Raw genomic sequence first — 18,843 nt, 5'->3', positions numbered from 1 at the left:
TTCTGTTTACAAAAATGTTCAAAGGATGGGTTCGATTGAAAAAGTCATTTATTACTTACATACTTCTTGCTTTCGTTATTGTTTTTACAGCTGCTTGCAGTAGTAGCGGAACTTCTTCAAAAGAAAGCGAGGAAAAGAAAACAGTAAAACTATTATTTAGCTTTGCATCAAAAACCTTAGATCCTCACCAGGATTGGATGGGAGTACGTGCAGGAATTGCTGAAACCTTAGTCCAGATTGACGAAAATCTAGAAATACAGCCTTGGTTAGCAGACTCTTGGGAACAATTGGATTCAACTACCTGGAAGTTTCATATTCGAGAAGGGGTTACCTTTCACGATGGATCTACACTAGATGCTGAAGCGGCAAAGAAATCATTTGAAAGACTAATAGAAGTCAATGAGGCAATGAACTCCAATTTGAAAATCGCGTCCATCACAGCTAGTGGCCAAGAAATTACCTTCCAAACCGAGGAGGAATATCCAGCTTTTCTATCGGAACTAGTTCATACAAACGCTTCGATCATTAAGGTGGATTCTGAAGATATTAGTGAGCAACCAATTGGAACTGGACCATTTCAAGTACAAAGTTTCGCACCAGAATCCGAGATTAAACTAGTAAGCTATGAGGATTATTGGGATGGAAAGGCAAAAGTAGATGAAGCAACAGTTACATTTAATTCTGACGGAAATGTACGTGCGTTAGCCCTTCAATCAGGAGAGGCAGATATCGTCTATCACTTGCCTCCCGAAACACTGAAACCTATAGAAGACAATAAGGATCTTCGCATTGAATCTATCATGAGTCTACGAGCTCATTTCCTTCTATATAATTCAGTCAATCCTCAATTACAGGATGAAAATGTCAGAAAAGCGATAGATTTACTGTTAGATCGTACAACCGTTGTGGAAGAAATCATGAATGGTCATGCGACAGAAGCTACTGGTCCCTTTAACCCCATGTTTGCTTTTTCGTCGGATAAAGAAGTGGTAAAGTCTAACCCCGTAAAAGCGGCGGAGCTGTTAGAGGACGCAGGTTATATAAAAAACGCAAGTGGAACACTTGAAAAAGACGGAAAGTCACTTGAATTAACCGTTGCTACGTATCAAGGAAGACCTGAGCTTCCGCTAATTGCTCAATATTTACAAGCAGAAGCAGCTTCTGTCGGCATAAAAATAAACATTGTCACAGTTGAAAATATTGATACGTTTCTATGGGAAAAGCAAGATGACTGGGATATTGCAACGTATTCCAATTTAACGGCTCCTCGTGGTGATGGTGGATTTTTCTTGAACTCTGCGTATGTTCCAGATGGCTCCTTAAACCCTGGACAAATTAACGTGCCGGAACTAACCAATACTATTTTACAACTAAATACTACGAGTAACTTAGAGCAACGCGTAGGATTAGAAAAGGAAGCCGTTAAGCTAATACAGGAAAAAGTTCTTCATTCGTTTGTTGTTCATCCTCATATTATTATAGGTGTGAGCAATCATGTGAAAAACTGGGCTCCCGGTTCAGAAGAATACTATATTTTAACAAACAAATTAGAGGTTGAATAATCAAAAGGTGAAAGTGTCCTTGGCACTTTCACTTTTCTCGTGAGGAAGGTGATTATGTTGAAGAGAATAGGGAAGATGATTGGTTCAAGACTGTCTCAGTTATTAGTTATGGTATTTGTTTTATCCTTTTTAACCTTTCTGTTAATGAAAATTACTCCAGGAGACCCGATACGGTCCATCCTGAAGGTTGATGATGTGTCGGTAACAACAGAGAAAGAAGAAGAGTTGAAGAAGGAATATGGATTTGATAAACCCATTCTACAGCAATACGGTGACTGGATTATTAATGTAGGCCAATTTGATTTAGGTGAATCATTGATCTCAAAGAAACCTGTCTCTGAGCTGATATTTGATAGATTACCTGCAACTTTTGCGTTAGCAATAGGTGGATTAACGGTTCTTTTCCTTATTTCCATACCATTAGGAGTGGTCAGTGCTTTATATGAAAACCGATGGCCCGATTACATAAGTCGCTGGTTTGCGCTCGTTGGTGCTTCTATCCCAAGTTTTTGGTTAGGACTACTGCTTATGTATTTCTTTTCATTAAAATTGCAATGGCTACCGATGATGGGGAGAGGGACATTTGCCCATTATGTTCTGCCTTCAATCACTCTTGGAATGGCGATGGCACCGATCTATATTACCTTGTTAAGAGAACGACTCATCACGATCCTGCAAAGCCCGTTTATTGAAGCAGCGATAGCAAGGGGGATTAGTAGAAGTAGAATCCTTTTCTTCCATGCGTTACGTGGAAGTCTCATTCCACTTGTTACGATGTTTGGCCTTAGTCTCGGAAGTCTACTTGGCGGGATATCAGTCATTGAAATTTTATTTTCTTGGCCAGGCATGGGGGAATTAATTGTTCAAGCTGTTATGCAACGTGATTATCCCCTTATTCAAGGCTTTATTATTGTGATTGGCTTTTTAATCGTACTAACCAATTTGCTCGTTGACTTACTTTATTTGGTGATCAACCCACAAGTTCAGCAAGGAAAGGAGGCAAAATAATGAAAAACAAGAAAAACCTGAGTATGGTGATAGGGATCTCTCTTGCCTCTATTTTAGCCATAGTTTTTTTGGTGGGAAGTTTCTTTGGAACCCAGGATCCGTTTTATATTAATATGACCAACCGTCTAAGCGCTTCATCATCCCATCATTGGCTTGGCACGGATCATATGGGAAGAGATATTTTTGCACGAATTGTATATGGTGCCAAATTAACGATTGGACTAGGACTCCTTATCATCTTGCTAGCAATGTGTATAGGTATTCCTATCGGATTGCTATCAGGATATATTGGTGGGAGGATGGATGCTTTTTTTATGAGAGTCATAGATGGAATCCTCGCTTTTCCAGATTTCATCTTAGCAATTGCGATAGCAGGAATTCTAGGACCAAGCTTAACCAATATTGTGATTGCGATTGTCCTCGTAAAATGGATTGTATACGCTCGTGTTGTTCGAGGCTTGGTTTTAGAAGAGAAACAAAAGGAGTTCGTTCTTGCTTCAAGGCTCTCTTATTCTAGTAACTTTCATACCATACAGTTTCATATCATCCCACAAATATTTTCTGAGATTGTCGTTATGGCTGCTATTGATGTAGGAAAAATTATTTTGCTGATTTCTTCTTTTTCCTACATTGGAATAGGTGCTCAAGCGCCGTTACCCGAATGGGGAGCCATGTTGAATGAAGGAAGAACATTCTTTCAAGTGCATCCATCTCTAATGGTCTATCCAGGCATTGCTATTTTGTTGACTGTTCTATGCTGCAATCTTCTTGGAGAAGGGTTAAAAGGTTATTTTAAGACGGGAAAAAGGAGGAACATACTGTGAAGGAGAGGCTTTTATCTATACAAAACCTATCAATAAAGACGAAAGATGAACAGTTACTTCTAAAAGATATCAACTTAGAATTGAATCAAGGCGAAATGGTCGCACTGATTGGAGAAAGCGGTAGTGGTAAAAGTATAACCGCAAGGACCGTTCAAGGCTTATTGGATTCTACTATGGTAGTTACGGGTCATGTATTTTACGAAGATATGAACCTTCTTTCCTTGGATAAAAGAAACCACCATCGACTGCTAGGAAGCGAGATAGGGAGTATCTTTCAAGACTATCGTGGCAGCTTTACCCCGTTTATAAAAGTAGGAAAGCAAATGGTAGAAGCGATTCGTTCTCACTATTCTATTAGTAAAAAAGAGGCGAAAGAATTATCTCTTCATGTTCTCGAGGAAATACAATTAGATAGCAACCGAATCTTTCAAAGTTATCCCTTCCAATTAAGTGGCGGGCAAGTCCAGCGAGTTGCGATTGGATTAGCATTAGCTTTAAAGCCTAAGTTACTTATTTGTGACGAAATCACAACGGCTTTAGACGTTATGACAGCGGAAGCAGTACTAGATGCGATTGAAAAAGTTAGAAAAGAAACACGCTGTGCAGTTTTATTTATCACACATGATCTCGTACAAGCATACAAACGATCCGACCACATTTTTGTGATGCAAAAAGGGAGAATCGTTGAGGAAGGAACACCGGAACAAATACGTTGTGAACATCAGCATCCATATACAAAAGAATTATGCTCCTGTTTGTTGTCACTACCAGGAGAACGTTACCTTCACACCCATCAAGGAGTTCGAACCGTATGAGTTTACTAAAAGTGGAACAACTATCAAAAGTATATACAAACAATATTGCTGCACTACAAGGGGTTTCTTTCCAAATAGAGAGGGGAGAAATCGTTGGTATTGTTGGGGAAAGCGGCAGTGGAAAAAGTACACTCACGAAACTCATTCTTGGTCTAGAAAGCTATAAACAAGGGTGTATCACATTTAACGAACAACAAATCCCTCCTAAAAAACGAGCAGATGTTCGAGCCTATCGGAAGAATATCCAAATGGTCTTTCAAGACACTAATAGTGCTTTAAATCCAAAACTACCAATTGGGAAAAGTTTACTTGAGCCACTTAACAACTTTACTGATTTTACACCTTCTTATTTGCCACCAGGTAAGCATACCAATCGTGAAAAGGCAGAGAGATTGCTTGAAATGGTTGGACTAGAGAAGGTTATGGTGGATCGCTATCCCGATGAACTGAGTGGCGGTCAAAAACAAAGAGTGTGTATAGCACGTGCTATAAGTATTGAACCTGCTCTTTTAGTTTGTGATGAAGCAACTGCGAGCCTAGATGTGTCCGTTCAAGTACGTATCTTAGAGCTATTAAAAACATTACAGAGAAACTTACAAATGTCCATCTTATTTATTTCTCATGATATACGAACAGTAACCAACTTATGTGATATAATTCTTGTCATGAAAAATGGGTGCTTGGTCGATCATTTTCAACTATCTGACCTTTATGCTCCTGAAAGACATTCGTATACAAAAGCGTTGTTACAAGCTGCTATGCTGTAAGAAAGGGGAGTAAAATGAATTTAGCTTCCGTTAAACAAAAGGTTCACCGCTATTCACATACATGCACTCATCGCGAATACTTAGTATTGGCTTTTCCGTTAATTTTATCTGGAGTGTCTACCCCATTACTAGGGGTGGTAGATACTGCCGTCGTAGGAAGAATTCAAGATCCTACGGCATTAGGCGGGGTCGCGATTGCAGCCGTTATTTTTAACACGCTGTACTGGTTGCTCGGCTTTTTACGTGTGACAACCAGTGGCTTCACTTCACAAGCCGATGGAGCAAAAAACGAAGAAGGTATTATGCTAGCTCTTTATCGTCCAATGATCATTGCTATTCTGATGGGATTGCTATTCATCCTTTTTCAAAAGCCCATCATCCATCTTTCTCTCCTATTAATGGGCGGGAATACAGCAACAAACGCTCTTGCTGAAACCTACTTTCTTATTCGTATCTGGGGAGCACCATTTATTCTACTAAGCTATGTAACCATCGGTTGGTTAGTCGGCTTAGGTAAAGTGAAAATGTCTTTGTTCCTGCAAATTGGTATGAATGTATTAAACATTGTGCTAGATATTGTATTTGTTCTGGGCCTACATATGGGGGTTGCAGGCGTTGCCTATGCTACATTAATTGCTGAAGTGTCCTCCGTTATAGTTGGAATGTTCCTTATTTTTCAAACAAATAAAAGTCGTTTCTTTATTCCTTCTCTTAGTGCATTAATCAAGAAAGATACCTTAACTCAAATGTTTCTTGTTAATCGCGACCATTTTCTCCGAACATTATGTTTGGTTACAATGACTGGAATACTCACCTCAAAAGGAGCAAGTATGGGTGAGCTCACCTTAGCTGCAAATGCGATCCTTTTACAAATTCAGTACGTAATGGCATATCTATTTGGCGGATTCGCTAATGCCTCAAGCATTTTAGTGGGAAGAGCGTTTGGAGGAAAAAACACTTCTCTATATTTTCGAGCCTTGTCGCTTTCTGCAACTTGGGGAATTGCCACAGCTATTCTTTTATCCTTTTTGACTATCCTGTTTGGAGACTTTATCGTGTCATTATTCACGACTATTCATGAGGTAAGAGAAACCACTCATGTATTCTTATTTTGGATGTTATTATTTCCCCTTGTCGGATTTTGGGGATTACAACTAGAAGGTATTTTTTCCGGTGCAACGGACGCGAAATCAGTAAGAAATTCTATTTTTATTGCATTACTTGTATTTTTAGCAGCCATTATAGGTCTTGTACCTGTTTTTGGGAACCACGGAGTATGGATGGCGTTTATCTTATTTAGTCTATCTCGAAGCGTCTTTTTATCACTATATCTCAAAAAACTAACTAATCGATTAGTCGGATAAGGAAATTTGCAGAGAAATGTCATAACCTGCGCTTCCCTAGGAAATACCATGATTTCCTAGGTTTTTTATTCCGAGAATAGTTCTTAAGAATTAGGTATTTAGTTTTATTTTTATACAATACTTACACTTCCTTTACAATTGCTTAATATTCCTTTGCCATAATGAAGTGGACAAACGGGTGAAGGATGTGTAGGGATTGAAGTCTATTGATAAATGGGTTAATAAAATTAAGAATACAAAATGGCGGTTACCAATCATAAGAATACCATTTCAATCACAAAGTATTCGAAAAAAAATCATGCTTAGCTTCGGGCTCGTGTTACTAGTTTCTAGTGGACTAGCTATTTACTCCATGATCAATACCCAAAAGGCAAATGAATTAGCAAAATCACTTATTCTAAAAGAATCACAGCAATTAAACGCCTTACAAGATTTACGATTTTTCATGGCTGAGCGATTAAGACTCGTAAATGAGTACATGCTTGAAGGTTCTCCTCAGGCTAAGGAAAGCTTTGAAAACAATGTACACCTAAGTACCCAATTAGAAGATAGGTTATTGACTAACGTAGCTGGGAACAAAGATGAAGCTGCTGTAAAAAAGGTCATTTCCGACGGTTCCAAATGGAATGAGATGATGATGAAGGAAGCTTTCGACGTGTTTGATAACGGAGAGAAACGCCAAGCCTTACTCAATGTTGGATCTGAAAAGTTTAAAGCCGAACAAACGATGGCAAAATTAAAGGCTTTAGCAGATGAAAAAAATAAAAGTGTAGAACAGCTGGGAGAAGAAATCATTTCAAATGGAAATCAAGTTCAACTTTGGACAATGATCTTTACATTCATCGTTATTTGTATTTCCGTAATAGTTGCCATCGTATTGATGAATTCTATTCATGGCCCGATCCGTCGTTTATCAGAGAGAATTCAAGTAGTTGCAGAAGGTGATTTTAGTCACGCAGATATGAAGGTTACATCAAATGATGAAATTGGTGAGCTAACTACTACTTTCAACCGGATGGTAAAAGAACTGCGAGCCTTAATTTCCCAAGCATATGAGACAACCACCCAGGTTTCTGCCTCTGCGGAGGATTTAACAGCAAGCTCGGAGGAAACCGCACAAGGTTCAGAAAGTATTACTTTTTCCATTCAAGAGGTTGCTGCTGCCTCTCAAAAACAACTAGATAGTGTAAATGAAACCATACATACAATGAACACATTGGCTTCGATTCAAGAAACTCTCACTTTTTCATCAGAAAAACTGGAAGCTTCAGCTAATATGGTCGATGGAGTGTCTAAAAACGGAAACAAGGTCGTAGAGAATGCAATAAAGCAAATGTCACATATACATGACTCTGTAATCGAAGTGGCAGGAGTGATTGGTAACCTTGGAAGACAATCAAAGGAAATCAGTCAAATAACCAAAGTGATCACTGGTATTGCAGATCAAACGAACTTACTCGCTTTAAATGCTGCGATTGAAGCAGCACGAGCCGGGGAGCATGGGAAAGGTTTTTCTGTGGTTGCTGATGAGGTCCGGAAACTTGCCGTACAGTCAAAGAGCTCTTCTAACGAAATTATAGATCTTATTTTGAAAATCCAAACCGGTACAAATCAAGCCGTAAAAGCAATGGAAAAAAATACGCTTGAAGTAGAAAATGGGTCAATCGCTGTAAATGAAGCGGGAAGATCTTTTATACAAATCACTGACTCTATCACAGACATTCGTAAAACGATTCAGTCTATTCATCAATATGTCCAAAAAATGACGGAAAGTTCCAAATGTGTAACTGCCAATATCGAAGTGCTAACAGAAATTGCAAAGGTAAATTCGAACTCCTCTTATGCGGTTGCTGCATCTGCTGAGGCACAGTTGGCAACGATGGAGGAAATCGCTTCTTCTGTTCAGACAGTTAATGAAATGGCGATTAACTTAAAAGAAGTTTTAAGGAAATTTACGATTTAATCGGCTTCCTCCTGTTGGTACAGGGGGAACTTTTTTTACTTTTTAAATAATTTATAGTTGCGTTATAAAAAACCTTCCACTATGATGTAAATATAGTTTCATAGGAAATCTACTAGGGGGGCCCGTATGTTCGGGCTGAGAGAAAACAATTCAGTTTTCGACTCTTGGAACCTGATCTGGCTCATACCAGCGGAGGGAAGTAGTTACTGCGAAGATAAATGTTTATTGTTTCGTAACTATGCCAGGTTCTATAAGAATCTGGCTTTTTTTGTCTTGAAATCGTTTTGCTAATATGAAAGGAGCAGGGAAAAATGAGTCATGAATTTTTAACATTAATTGATAGAGTAAGAGAGCAATCACCGTTAGTTCATAATATGACGAATGTAGTAGTAACTAATTTTGTTGCTAATGGATTGTTAGCTCTTGGCGCTTCACCAGTGATGGCCTATGCCAAAGAAGAAGTAGCTGAGATGGTAAGCATCGCGAATTCCCTTGTGCTCAATATCGGCACATTAAGGGAACCTGAAGTAGAAGCGATGATCATTGCTGGTCAAGCAGCGAATGAAAAAGGCGTTCCAGTCGTCCTTGACCCGGTTGGAGCTGGTGCAACACCATACCGCACAAATACTGTAAAACGACTTCTATCTGAAGTGAACATTAGCCTATTACGCGGAAATGCTGCAGAGGTAGCCAACGTAATAGGAGAAGAATGGCAAACACGCGGTGTGGATTCTGGTACAGGTGAAGGGAATATCACAGACCTTGCTCGAATGGCAGCTCAAAAATTACATATGACCGTTGTGGTTACCGGAAAAGACGATGTTGTTTCTAATGGTGAAGAATCGATTATTATTTCAAACGGGCATCCACTTCTAACAAAAGTAACTGGAACTGGTTGCTTATTTTCATCTGTCGTAGGAGCGTTTGCAAGTGTAGAAACCAATTATTTACTCGCAGCGGCAGGAGCATCAGCCTTTTATGGTGCAGTTGCTGAGCGTGCGATTTTAGCGACAGGTGACCAACATGTTGGCACTTTTCAGATGGAATTTCTTAATCAACTCATGCTCACTTCATCCTCTGATGTGGTAGACCTCGCCAAAGTCAGCATTGCAGAAGTAACATCCATATGAGGGAGCAAAAGGAAATGGATTTTCTAAAACTGTATTTTATTATGGGCAGTCAAGACTGCTTGAATCGAACACCTGAAGAGACGTTAGCTCTAGCCATTGAAGGTGGAATTACTTGTTATCAATATCGAGAAAAAGGGATCAGCACTCTCGGAGAAATTGAGAAGTACGAACTTGGAAAAAAACTGCGAGAACTCTGCGGGACACATAAGATCCCATTTATCGTCAATGATGATCTACCACTGGCTATCGCTCTTGATGCTGATGGAGTACATGTTGGCCAGGATGATGAAAATGCAAAATATGTGAGGGAGACAATAGGTCCTAAGAAAATTCTTGGTGTATCCACACACACGGTTGAAGAGGGACTTCAGGCCGTTCTAAACGGAGCTGATTACTTAGGAATTGGGCCGATGTATCCTACCATTTCAAAAGCGGATACCGAAAAGCAACAAAGCTTAGATATCTTCACTGAATTTCGTCATGCAGGAATTTCTTTGCCTCTTGTTGCGATTGGTGGAATGAATTCTACCAACGGAGAAACCGTTATGAAATCAGGAGCTAATGGCCTCGCAATCATTTCCGATATTTGTCGAGCCAGTCATATCCAAGAGCATACCAAGCTTTTACGTAGATTAGTTGATGAATTTTAGGCAAGGAGAGGTTATTCGTTATGGTAAAAAAGGCATTAACCATCGCAGGGTCAGATAGTGGTGGAGGGGCTGGTATACAGGCTGATTTGAAGACATTTCAAGAACTTGATGTATACGGAATGTCTGTGATAACAGCCGTAACTGCACAAAACACAACAGGCGTACAAGGTGTCTATAAGGTTCCTTTGGAAGGGATTCAAGAACAACTTCAATCGATTGCTGAAGATTTGCGTCCAGATGCGATCAAAACCGGAATGTTATTTAACAGTGATACCATTGATGCGGTTTCGAGATTTATAGAATTTTATGAAATGAAACATGTCGTCGTAGATCCCGTAATGATTGCAAAAGGGGGAGCATCACTTTTACAAAACGAAGCGGTTAAAGCTTTAAAAGAAAAATTACTTCCACTTGCGACCATCGTGACACCAAATATTCCAGAAGCAGAGGTGCTTACAGGAATAAAAATTGTGACAATGGATGACCGAAAACAAGTTGCTAAATTGCTCCATATCATGGGTGCAAAAACTGTCATGATCAAAGGCGGACATGATCAGGGTAGGGAAGAAATGATTGATCTTTTATATGACGGTCAACAATTTCACACCTTTAGTTCGAATCGGATTCCCACAAAAAATACTCATGGCACAGGCTGTACCTTTTCCGCTGCCATAACCGCACAACTCGCAAAAGGGAGCTCCGTTGTTCAAGCGGTGAAAGTGGCAAAAGACTTTATTCAGGCAGCCATCGAAGAAGATTTACACATCGGATCCGGCCACGGCCCAACCAATCATTGGGCATACAAACGAAACAAAGTTAAAATCGCAATCAAATAAAATAAAAAATTAGCTAGGGGTGCCTAAAAGCTGAGAGGAATCTTTCCAACCCTTGAACCTGATTTGGTTAGAACCAACGTAGGGAAGCAATCATTTTACATGAGCTCTATTATGAGGAAAAGCTTTATGTAAGAATGTGAAGGCTTGCCAAAATTGGTAAGTCTTTTTTATATTTCCAAAATGAACCAATAGGAGGAACCACAATGACCGACTTATTAACGATTGGGAACACGCAGCTACATAACCGACTACTAACAGGAACTGGAAAATTTTATAATCACAAGCTAATGAAAGAAGCACTAACCCAATCCGGTTCACAAGTCGTCACAGTCGCTTTAAGACGAGTAGACCTGAATGCTACTGGAGAAGAAAACATCTTAGAATACATTCCTAAAGACATGATTCTACTTCCGAATACGTCGGGAGCAAGAACGGCGGACGAAGCGGTTCGAATTGCCCGACTTGCAAGAGCAGCCGGCATGGGGAACTGGATTAAAATTGAGGTCATTTCCGACCAAAAGTACTTGCTTCCTGACAATTACGAAACAGCTAAGGCAACTGATATCTTAGCGAATGAAGGGTTTATCGTTCTACCTTATATGAGCCCAGACTTAATGGCAGCAAAAGCGATGCAAAATGCTGGAGCAGCAGCAATTATGCCACTTGGTTCTCCTATCGGTTCAAATCGAGGTATTCGCACGAAGGAATTGATCCAAATTTTGATAGAAGAGATGGAGCTTCCAATCATTGTTGATGCAGGAATCGGAAAGCCATCTGAAGCAGCGGAAGCGATGGAAATGGGAGCAGCCGCTGTACTGGTAAACACAGCCATTGCTACAGCTAAGGATCCCGTTGAAATGGCCATTGCATTCGACTTAGCAGTCAAGGCTGGAAGGAAAGCTTACTCGAGTGGAGTAGGACAGACAACAACGACAGCACAAGCGTCATCTCCATTAACAGGATTTTTAGGGTAGGTGAGTGGAATGTCATTTTATGATGAGTATGTAAAAGTAAAATATTATCCATTTGACGACTTTTTTTCTACCATCACTACTCAAGACGTAAGAAGGGTTTTGCAAAAAGAGAGACTTCATACAGAAGATTTCTTGATTCTTTTATCTCCAGCTGCTGAAAATTGTCTAGAAGAAATGGCACAAAAGGCACATCAACGTACCGTACAGCATTTTGGCCGTACGATTCAATTATACGCACCACTGTATTTAACCGATTATTGTGTGAACAAATGTACGTACTGCAGCTTTAGTATTGATAATGATTTTCCACGTAGAAAATTGACCCTGGCTGAAATTGAAGAAGAATCAAAGGCACTTGTCAAAATGGGATTACGACATATTATCTTGCTAACGGGAGAATCTCGCCTCCATTCCTCGGTAGATTATTTGTGTGAAACGATTGATGTGATGAAAAAGTATTTTTCTTCTTTATCCATTGAGATACAGCCATTAGATACGGAAGAGTACCAAACGCTCGTTGCCCGTGGAATTGATGGATTAACGGTGTACCAAGAAGTGTACAACGAAGAAATCTATAAAAAGCATCACTTAAAGGGACCGAAACGCAATTATCGCTATCGACTAGATGCACCTGAAAGAGGTGCCAAAGCTGGCATGAGATCCGTCAATATCGGAGCACTACTAGGAATGGATGAGTGGCGTAAGGAGGTCTTTTTCACAGGACTTCATGCTCATTACTTACAAAGAAATTATCTCGAAACGGATATTGCTCTATCCTTTCCTCGAATACGCCCAAACCTTGGTGGTTTCCAACCAAAGGTCGATGTATCTGATAAAAATTTAGTTCAAGCAATGCTGGCATCTCGTTTATTTTTACCACGTGCAGGTATGACTCTATCAACACGAGAAAGCGCGGAACTAAGACGTCATTTACTTCCGTTAGGAGTGACCAAAATGTCTGCTGCCTCATCTACCGTTGTCGGGGGATATGCCAATAAAGAACATACTCATAGTCAATTCGAAATTTCGGACAAAAGAAGTGTGGCAGAGGTAAAGGAATCACTGAGAGAACTTGGATATCAACCTGTCGTAAAAGATTGGGAAATACTAACACATTCATCTTAAGGAGAGTACAACATGCACTACGAAGATATCAAGCAAAGGATACTCACTTTTATTGAAAATGAAGAAAGAGATTCATTTGATTCATTAGCCTTACAGGTCTTCGCCTACCAATACGAAAATAATCGTATTTACCGGAAGTTTTGTCGATCAAGAAAGGTTCACCCATCAATGGTGCAATCCTATCAGCAAATTCCTCCTGTACCTGTTGGTGCTTTTAAGGAGGCGGTCATCGCTTGTACACCGATTGAAGAAGCGGAGACGTATTTTCAAACAAGCGGAACGACCAGTGGAAAGCAAGGGAGAAATTATCACCATGACTTAGAGGTGTGGACTGCTTCGATGAAGTCACATTTTGAAGAAAATATCATGAAAGAGAAATGCCGTGTGAAAATGGCCATTCTATTTCCACATCCAAAGGAAATGCCCAATTCCTCTCTGTCACAGTATTTGTATACAGCCATTCGCGACTACGGCACGGAGGAGAGTGTTTATATCGCCAGTAACGGGACCTATGATTTCGAAAAGCTCGTCTCATTCCTTGTAGAATCTGAACGCACCAACACCCCTGTATATTTGTTAGGGGCTACGTTTTCCTTTATCCATTTTGTTGAGTACATGGAAGGCAAAAACCTTCAATTTCAACTACCAAAAGGAAGCCGGTTAATGGATACAGGAGGGTCTAAGGGTCGAGCCATAGAAATGAGTTCAGATCAATTTAAACAAATGGTAGCAGAAGCGTTTAACTTACCCGTTGAAGATTGTGTGAATATGTATGGAATGACCGAGCTAAGCTCCCAGTTTTACGATCAAAGCGGAAGCGGGCAACAAAAAGCTCCTCATTGGGTAAGAACAGTAGTCATCAATCCTGAAAACGGTTTGTGTGTACAAGACGGTGAGCGGGGAATACTCGTTCATTATGATCTAGCCAACTTCCATTCGGTCCTTGGGGTTATGACGGAGGACTTAGGGATTTCGAAAAAAGGTGAATTTTACTTGTTAGGAAGAAGCGAAGGGGCAGAAGCAAAGGGCTGTTCCCTCGCCGTAGAGCAGTTTCGTAATGGAGTAAGCAAATGGAACTAAAAATTGGATTTGTCCCAAGCATGATCTCCCCATCTTATGAAGAACGAACGTTTGATTCTCTTACTCTTCTTGTACCAAAACTTACGAGTGAGGAACTGAAACAAGTTGTTTTACATCTAAAACAGCAACAAAGAAAACTGCAAGCTCGGAAAACGAATGACATTATTGACTCCCTTGACCAAGCCATTCAACTCTGGCTTGACCCGAACTACCACAATCGAAAACTAGCGGAAGAGCTTCTTCCCATTATAACTGGGTATGACTCGGAAATGATACGCGTGTTTTTACATTCGTATTTACGTTCCTTTCGTAAAGAAAAGCTGCAAAGAATGGTCGAGGTGGATTTCCCTAATCCTTTTGTACTTGACGAGTTTCGTCCACGTTCATCAGGTGGCTTAACAAGAGCCTATGGACCCAAGCTCATTACGAATGTGTTTTCCGGAAATGTTCCTGCCTTGCCGTTATGGAGTTTAGTAAGCGGCCTTTTAGTTAAGTCTAGTACACTTGGGAAGCTCTCTTCCTCCGAGCCTTTGTTTCCCTGTCTGTTTGTTGAAACATTGAGAGAGATTGACAAGGACTTAGCGGAATCCATCAGCATCATTTGGTGGAAAGGTGGAGAAGAAGAATTAGAGCGTATAGCATTCTCTTCATCAGAGGCAGTGATTGCATATGGAAGCGAGAACTCCATTGATTCGATTAGAAAAAAAGTTCCATCTCACGTCAACCTACATGCACATGGACATAAATTGAGTGCTGGATTTATTGCAAAAGACTGTTTACAGCGCGTTCTCGTAACCGAAACTGCTAGGAGGGCTGCAAAGGATGCTTCTCAATTTGATCAACAAGCCTGCCTTTCTCCTCATGTCTTTTTTGTAGAGGAAAAGGGGAATGTATCGGTACGGGAATTTGCTAGTTTGCTAGCGCAGGAAATGAATAATTACGAGGTGAAAATGCCAAGGGCTAGATTAAGTGAACAGGAAAATCAAGCGATCATTCAGGCCCGTTCATCCTTTCAATTTCAAGCTTTTCAAACGAATGATATAACACTTTTCGAAAGCGAAGAAAGTACTTCTTGGACCGTTGTTTACGATAAGAAAACGACTTTGTTTCCCATCTCACCATTAAACCGCTTTGTGTATGTGATTCCCGTTCAGTCCATTGAAGATGTTCCTTGCTATCTACATGAAGTTCGAGGATTATTACAGACCTTTGGGGTCGCCTGCACGCCAAACCATTTTCGTTCCATCATAGAAGTGCTTGGCCAATGTGGAGTCAATCGAGTTACCTTTTTAGGCCGTATGGGAGAACCGGAACCTGGTTGGCATCATGATGGCAGACCTCATTTAGCCGATTTGGTTCGCTGGGTCGACGTGGAGGCTAGCGTAGAAATTGAAATGGATGCGTATGATCCGAATCGAATTTAAGGAGAGAAGGGACATGCAGGCACCATATATACAATTAAAAGAGATTAGGCTTACTTTTGATAAAGATCAAAAGGATACAATCCGTCGATTTTCCCTCAATATTAAGGAAGGCGAATTTATCAGCATCGTTGGAAAAAGTGGCTGCGGAAAAACGAGTCTTTTACAAATGGTTGCAGGAATGAAAAAGCCTACCTCTGGATTGATTACAATAGGTGGACATGAGGTGAAAGAACCGGTTGATGAGCTTTCATACGTGTTTCAAAAACCTATTTTACTAGAATGGAAAACGATCTTGGAGAATGTCTTACTTCCATTACAGTTAAAGCGAAAATTGACTGAAAGAGATACGAATAAGGCAAAGGAAATGCTAGATCGTGTTGGACTAACCGATGCGATTCATAAATTTCCATATGAGTGCTCGGGTGGGATGCAATCAAGAGTGGCAATCGTACGTGCCTTACTTGATAAGCCACAAATCCTTTTGATGGACGAACCATTTTCTGCACTAGATTCTTTTACAAGAGATCAATTGCATGTTCAACTTAATGAATTAATCGATACGTACAAACCAACCGTATTATTTGTCACTCATGATTTGCAAGAAGCATTTTTCCTGTCTGACCGAATTATTCTTCTAGGTGGGGAACCGGGACGAATTCTTCAAGAATACCAAGTACCGTTTACTCGACCACGACAGAAGTCTATTTTATTCGATCAGTCATTTTACAACTTTCAGCAAGATATGAATGAGAGGCTTCAATCATGAAGAAAATCTATCTATATTCGACTCTACTATTTATTTTCCTGCTTATTATGTGGGAGATGATTGTTAAGGTGAAGAAAATATCACCGTTAATTTTACCTAAACCAACAACCATTGCAGAAAATCTTTTCACCCTGTTACAGAGTGGGTATTTTACACCACATATTTTCACAACCCTAGTTGAAATTATTAGTGGATTTTTTGTGGGTGGTCTTATTGGAATCGGACTGGGCCTTTTGGTTTCACAGTCGAACACCCTTCGACTTGTCTTGAAGCCCTATATTATCGCAACACAAGCCATGCCAAAGGTCGCTTTAGCTCCGCTTCTCATTCTATGGTTTGGGTACGGATACACGCCAAAGATTTTGATTGTGGCATTAATTAGCTTCTTTCCTTTGTTCGAGAGTACGATTACAGGCTTGTTAGTAGTCGACAAGGACCGTTTAGCCCTTTTTCAGCTATTAAAAGCTAGCAAATGGCAAACTTTGTGGAGACTGCAATTGCCGACCTCCATCCCTTACTTGCTTTCGGGTATGAGGGTGGCGGTTGTCCTTAGTGTGGTTGGAGCCGTTGTTAGTGAGTTTATTGGTGCGAATAAGGGATTGGGAGCGTTAATTATCGTGGCACAAGGAATGATGGATACGCCATTATTATTTTCAGCCTTTATCCTTTTAACAGCTATTGGCATCCTTTTGTACGCTTCGATATATGCCATCGAACATCTATTTTTAAGAAAATATACAACTTATCGGAGGAAAATTTCGTGAAATTCATTAAAGTAGTTCTACCAATTTTACTAGTTTTAACAGTCATCATAGCAGGCTGTTCAAAGGAAAGTAGTCAAGCAACGGAATCAGAAAATCAAAGGGAAACGATTCGAATGGCCTCATGGAGTAAACCAATTGTTGAACAAAGCAACTTATATGTGGCTGAGGATAAAGGTTTTTTTGAAAAAGAAAACCTTACATTTGAGTACATACCTGGTGCTGGTGGAGGAGATGCAGTTAAGAACATCCTGGCTGGAAATGCTGATATTGCTTTCGCAAACCTAGAGGCCGTATTGTTAGCTGTCGAAAAAGGTGAAAAATTGAAGATCATTTATAATATTTATCCTGAAAACGTATTTAACTTAGTTTCCTTAAAGGAAAGTAATATTCAATCCATAGAGGATTTAAAAGGAAAAAATGTCGGAGTATATAGCTTGGCTAGTGGGACCTATCAAAATTTACAAGTGCTTTTGCATGACGCAGGAGTGAAGGAAGAGGAAATGACGATAACGGCAACCGGCGTTCTTAATTTCGCCCCTTTGATGGAAGGGCAAGTAGCTGCTACCGCTGCTACAGATACCGGTTTGTATGATGCAAAGCAAAAGGGCTTAGGCGAAGTAAATATCATTGAAGTAAAAGATGTGCTAAATACTCCATCTGATGTGTTTGTTGTGACAGAAAAGGTATTTAACGAAAAGAAAGATCTTCTTATCCGCTTTCTTCAGGTCTATAAAGATAGCATAGAGTATACGATGGAGAACCCAGATGAGGCAGCTGATATAGCAACGAAGCATGCAGTGGACGGAACCAATATCACACGAAACAAAGAGATTATTGCGATTAGAAACCAAACTAGTGAGAACAACAACGGTCTGGGTATGTTCGACTTTACCGTTTTAAAAGAGGTTGAAGCGTCTTACGTAGAAATGGGATTACTACAAAAAGCGGTTAATATAGAAGACCTTACCACAAATGAACTTGTTGAACAGCTGAAGTAAGGGGTGTTAATGTGAATCTCTCATTAGCAGGAAGGGTATGCATGATCACGGGTTCAAGCCGAGGCATTGGAGCTGCATTTGCTGAAAGCTTCGCCTCCGAAGGGTGTCATATCGTTATAAATTATTTAAAAAATGCAGAAAAGGCAGAAATACTCGCGGACAAATTACAAAAAGAATACGGAGTGGACTGTCTACCCATTCAAGCGGATGTGACGAATGAAAACGATGTAAAAAGATTGATAAGCATGGTAATTGAAGAGTTTGATCGGATCGATATTGTGGTTAATAATGCCCTCCATAGCTACCTTTTTGATCCTACAGAGAGAAAATGGGCATGGGAAGTAGAGTGGGAAGACTATCAAAAACAAATCGATGGTTCCTTAAAGGGGACCTATCTCCTGAATAAATACGCAATACCGCATATGAAAGATATGAACTTCGGTCGAATCATAAATATGACAACCAATTTATTGTATCGCCCGATTGTACCTTACCATGACTACAACACAGCCAAGGGAGCGGTCATGACCTATTCTCAAAACCTAGCCGCTGACCTAGGAAGATTCGGTATTACCGTTAACTGTATTGCTCCAGGGCTTGTGTATCCGACAGAAGCAAGTAAACGAACAAAAGAGGAAGTGAAATCAGTCATTGTTGCTGAAACACCACTTGGGAGAATTGCCCGACCTGAAGATGTTACAGGAACAGCCCTATATTTAGCTAGTAATTGGGCTCGATTTGTAACAGGTCAAACCATTATCGTTGATGGTGGATATACGATGAAATAAGGAGG

18 protein-coding genes and 2 riboswitches are annotated in these 18,843 nt (G+C 40.1%); all 18 genes read left to right on the top strand.

Annotated elements, in window-relative coordinates:
- Positions 1-35 precede the first annotated feature (35 nt).
- The 18 genes from nikA to ACFFHF_RS23495 all read left to right on the top strand — a co-directional run bounded on the left by nikA (position 36) and on the right by ACFFHF_RS23495 (position 18,838).
- Positions 36-1,562 (top strand): nickel ABC transporter substrate-binding protein, encoded by a 1,527-nt coding sequence (nikA, locus tag ACFFHF_RS23580; RefSeq protein WP_340903538.1) that lies wholly within the window; start codon positions 36-38, stop codon positions 1,560-1,562.
- 54 nt (positions 1,563-1,616) lie between these two features.
- Positions 1,617-2,570 carry a nickel ABC transporter permease gene (gene nikB / locus ACFFHF_RS23575; protein WP_160546075.1) on the top strand — a complete coding sequence of 318 codons (954 nt, stop codon included), beginning with the start codon at positions 1,617-1,619 and terminating at the stop codon, positions 2,568-2,570.
- Complete coding sequence (nikC, locus tag ACFFHF_RS23570; protein ID WP_160546074.1) at positions 2,570-3,394, top strand: nickel transporter permease; 825 nt, start codon at positions 2,570-2,572, stop codon at positions 3,392-3,394. The genes nikB and nikC overlap by 1 nt, the downstream gene beginning before the upstream one ends.
- Entirely contained in the window at positions 3,391-4,209 is an 819-nt protein-coding gene (locus tag ACFFHF_RS23565; RefSeq protein WP_340903537.1) for an ATP-binding cassette domain-containing protein, read from the top strand. Before nikC ends, ACFFHF_RS23565 begins: the two co-directional genes overlap by 4 nt.
- Positions 4,206-4,976 carry an ATP-binding cassette domain-containing protein gene (locus tag ACFFHF_RS23560; RefSeq protein WP_160546073.1) on the top strand — a complete coding sequence of 257 codons (771 nt, stop codon included), beginning with the start codon at positions 4,206-4,208 and terminating at the stop codon, positions 4,974-4,976. Before ACFFHF_RS23565 ends, ACFFHF_RS23560 begins: the two co-directional genes overlap by 4 nt.
- 14 nt (positions 4,977-4,990) lie before the next feature.
- Entirely contained in the window at positions 4,991-6,340 is a 1,350-nt protein-coding gene (locus tag ACFFHF_RS23555; RefSeq protein ID WP_160546072.1) for an MATE family efflux transporter, read from the top strand.
- A gap of 196 nt (positions 6,341-6,536) precedes the next feature.
- A complete protein-coding gene (locus ACFFHF_RS23550; RefSeq protein WP_160546071.1) occupies positions 6,537-8,303 on the top strand; it encodes a methyl-accepting chemotaxis protein in 1,767 nt (588 codons plus the stop codon).
- Between the two features lie 104 nt (positions 8,304-8,407).
- Positions 8,408-8,518, top strand: a riboswitch (TPP riboswitch).
- Between the two features lie 96 nt (positions 8,519-8,614).
- On the top strand, positions 8,615-9,433 hold the full coding sequence (thiM, locus tag ACFFHF_RS23545; protein WP_160546070.1) for a hydroxyethylthiazole kinase: 819 nt from the start codon (positions 8,615-8,617) through the stop codon (positions 9,431-9,433).
- A gap of 14 nt (positions 9,434-9,447) precedes the next feature.
- Positions 9,448-10,083: a thiamine phosphate synthase gene (thiE, locus tag ACFFHF_RS23540; protein ID WP_340903533.1), complete on the top strand. Its 636-nt coding sequence runs from the start codon at positions 9,448-9,450 to the stop codon at positions 10,081-10,083.
- 20 nt (positions 10,084-10,103) lie between these two features.
- Entirely contained in the window at positions 10,104-10,919 is an 816-nt protein-coding gene (gene thiD, locus ACFFHF_RS23535; protein ID WP_160546068.1) for a bifunctional hydroxymethylpyrimidine kinase/phosphomethylpyrimidine kinase, read from the top strand.
- A gap of 5 nt (positions 10,920-10,924) precedes the next feature.
- Positions 10,925-11,021, top strand: a riboswitch (TPP riboswitch).
- 101 nt (positions 11,022-11,122) lie between these two features.
- A complete protein-coding gene (locus tag ACFFHF_RS23530) occupies positions 11,123-11,893 on the top strand; it encodes a thiazole synthase (RefSeq protein ID WP_160546067.1) in 771 nt (256 codons plus the stop codon).
- A gap of 9 nt (positions 11,894-11,902) precedes the next feature.
- Positions 11,903-13,018 carry a 2-iminoacetate synthase ThiH gene (gene thiH, locus ACFFHF_RS23525; protein ID WP_160546066.1) on the top strand — a complete coding sequence of 372 codons (1,116 nt, stop codon included), beginning with the start codon at positions 11,903-11,905 and terminating at the stop codon, positions 13,016-13,018.
- A gap of 12 nt (positions 13,019-13,030) precedes the next feature.
- On the top strand, positions 13,031-14,098 hold the full coding sequence (locus tag ACFFHF_RS23520) for a LuxE/PaaK family acyltransferase (protein ID WP_160546065.1): 1,068 nt from the start codon (positions 13,031-13,033) through the stop codon (positions 14,096-14,098).
- A complete protein-coding gene (locus ACFFHF_RS23515) occupies positions 14,089-15,522 on the top strand; it encodes an acyl-CoA reductase (RefSeq protein WP_160546064.1) in 1,434 nt (477 codons plus the stop codon). The genes ACFFHF_RS23520 and ACFFHF_RS23515 overlap by 10 nt, the downstream gene beginning before the upstream one ends.
- A 13-nt stretch (positions 15,523-15,535) precedes the next feature.
- Positions 15,536-16,288 (top strand): ATP-binding cassette domain-containing protein, encoded by a 753-nt coding sequence (locus ACFFHF_RS23510; protein WP_160546063.1) that lies wholly within the window; start codon positions 15,536-15,538, stop codon positions 16,286-16,288.
- Entirely contained in the window at positions 16,285-17,052 is a 768-nt protein-coding gene (locus tag ACFFHF_RS23505; RefSeq protein WP_160546062.1) for an ABC transporter permease subunit, read from the top strand. The genes ACFFHF_RS23510 and ACFFHF_RS23505 overlap by 4 nt, the downstream gene beginning before the upstream one ends.
- Entirely contained in the window at positions 17,049-18,050 is a 1,002-nt protein-coding gene (locus tag ACFFHF_RS23500; RefSeq protein WP_340903530.1) for an ABC transporter substrate-binding protein, read from the top strand. Before ACFFHF_RS23505 ends, ACFFHF_RS23500 begins: the two co-directional genes overlap by 4 nt.
- A 41-nt stretch (positions 18,051-18,091) precedes the next feature.
- On the top strand, positions 18,092-18,838 hold the full coding sequence (locus ACFFHF_RS23495) for an SDR family oxidoreductase (RefSeq protein ID WP_160546061.1): 747 nt from the start codon (positions 18,092-18,094) through the stop codon (positions 18,836-18,838).
- Positions 18,839-18,843: the final 5 nt, after the last annotated feature.

This window comes from Robertmurraya beringensis (assembly GCF_042433785.1).
GTDB lineage: Bacteria > Bacillota > Bacilli > Bacillales > Cytobacillaceae > Robertmurraya_A > Robertmurraya_A beringensis.
This window is presented reverse-complemented; position numbering and strand designations above follow the sequence as displayed.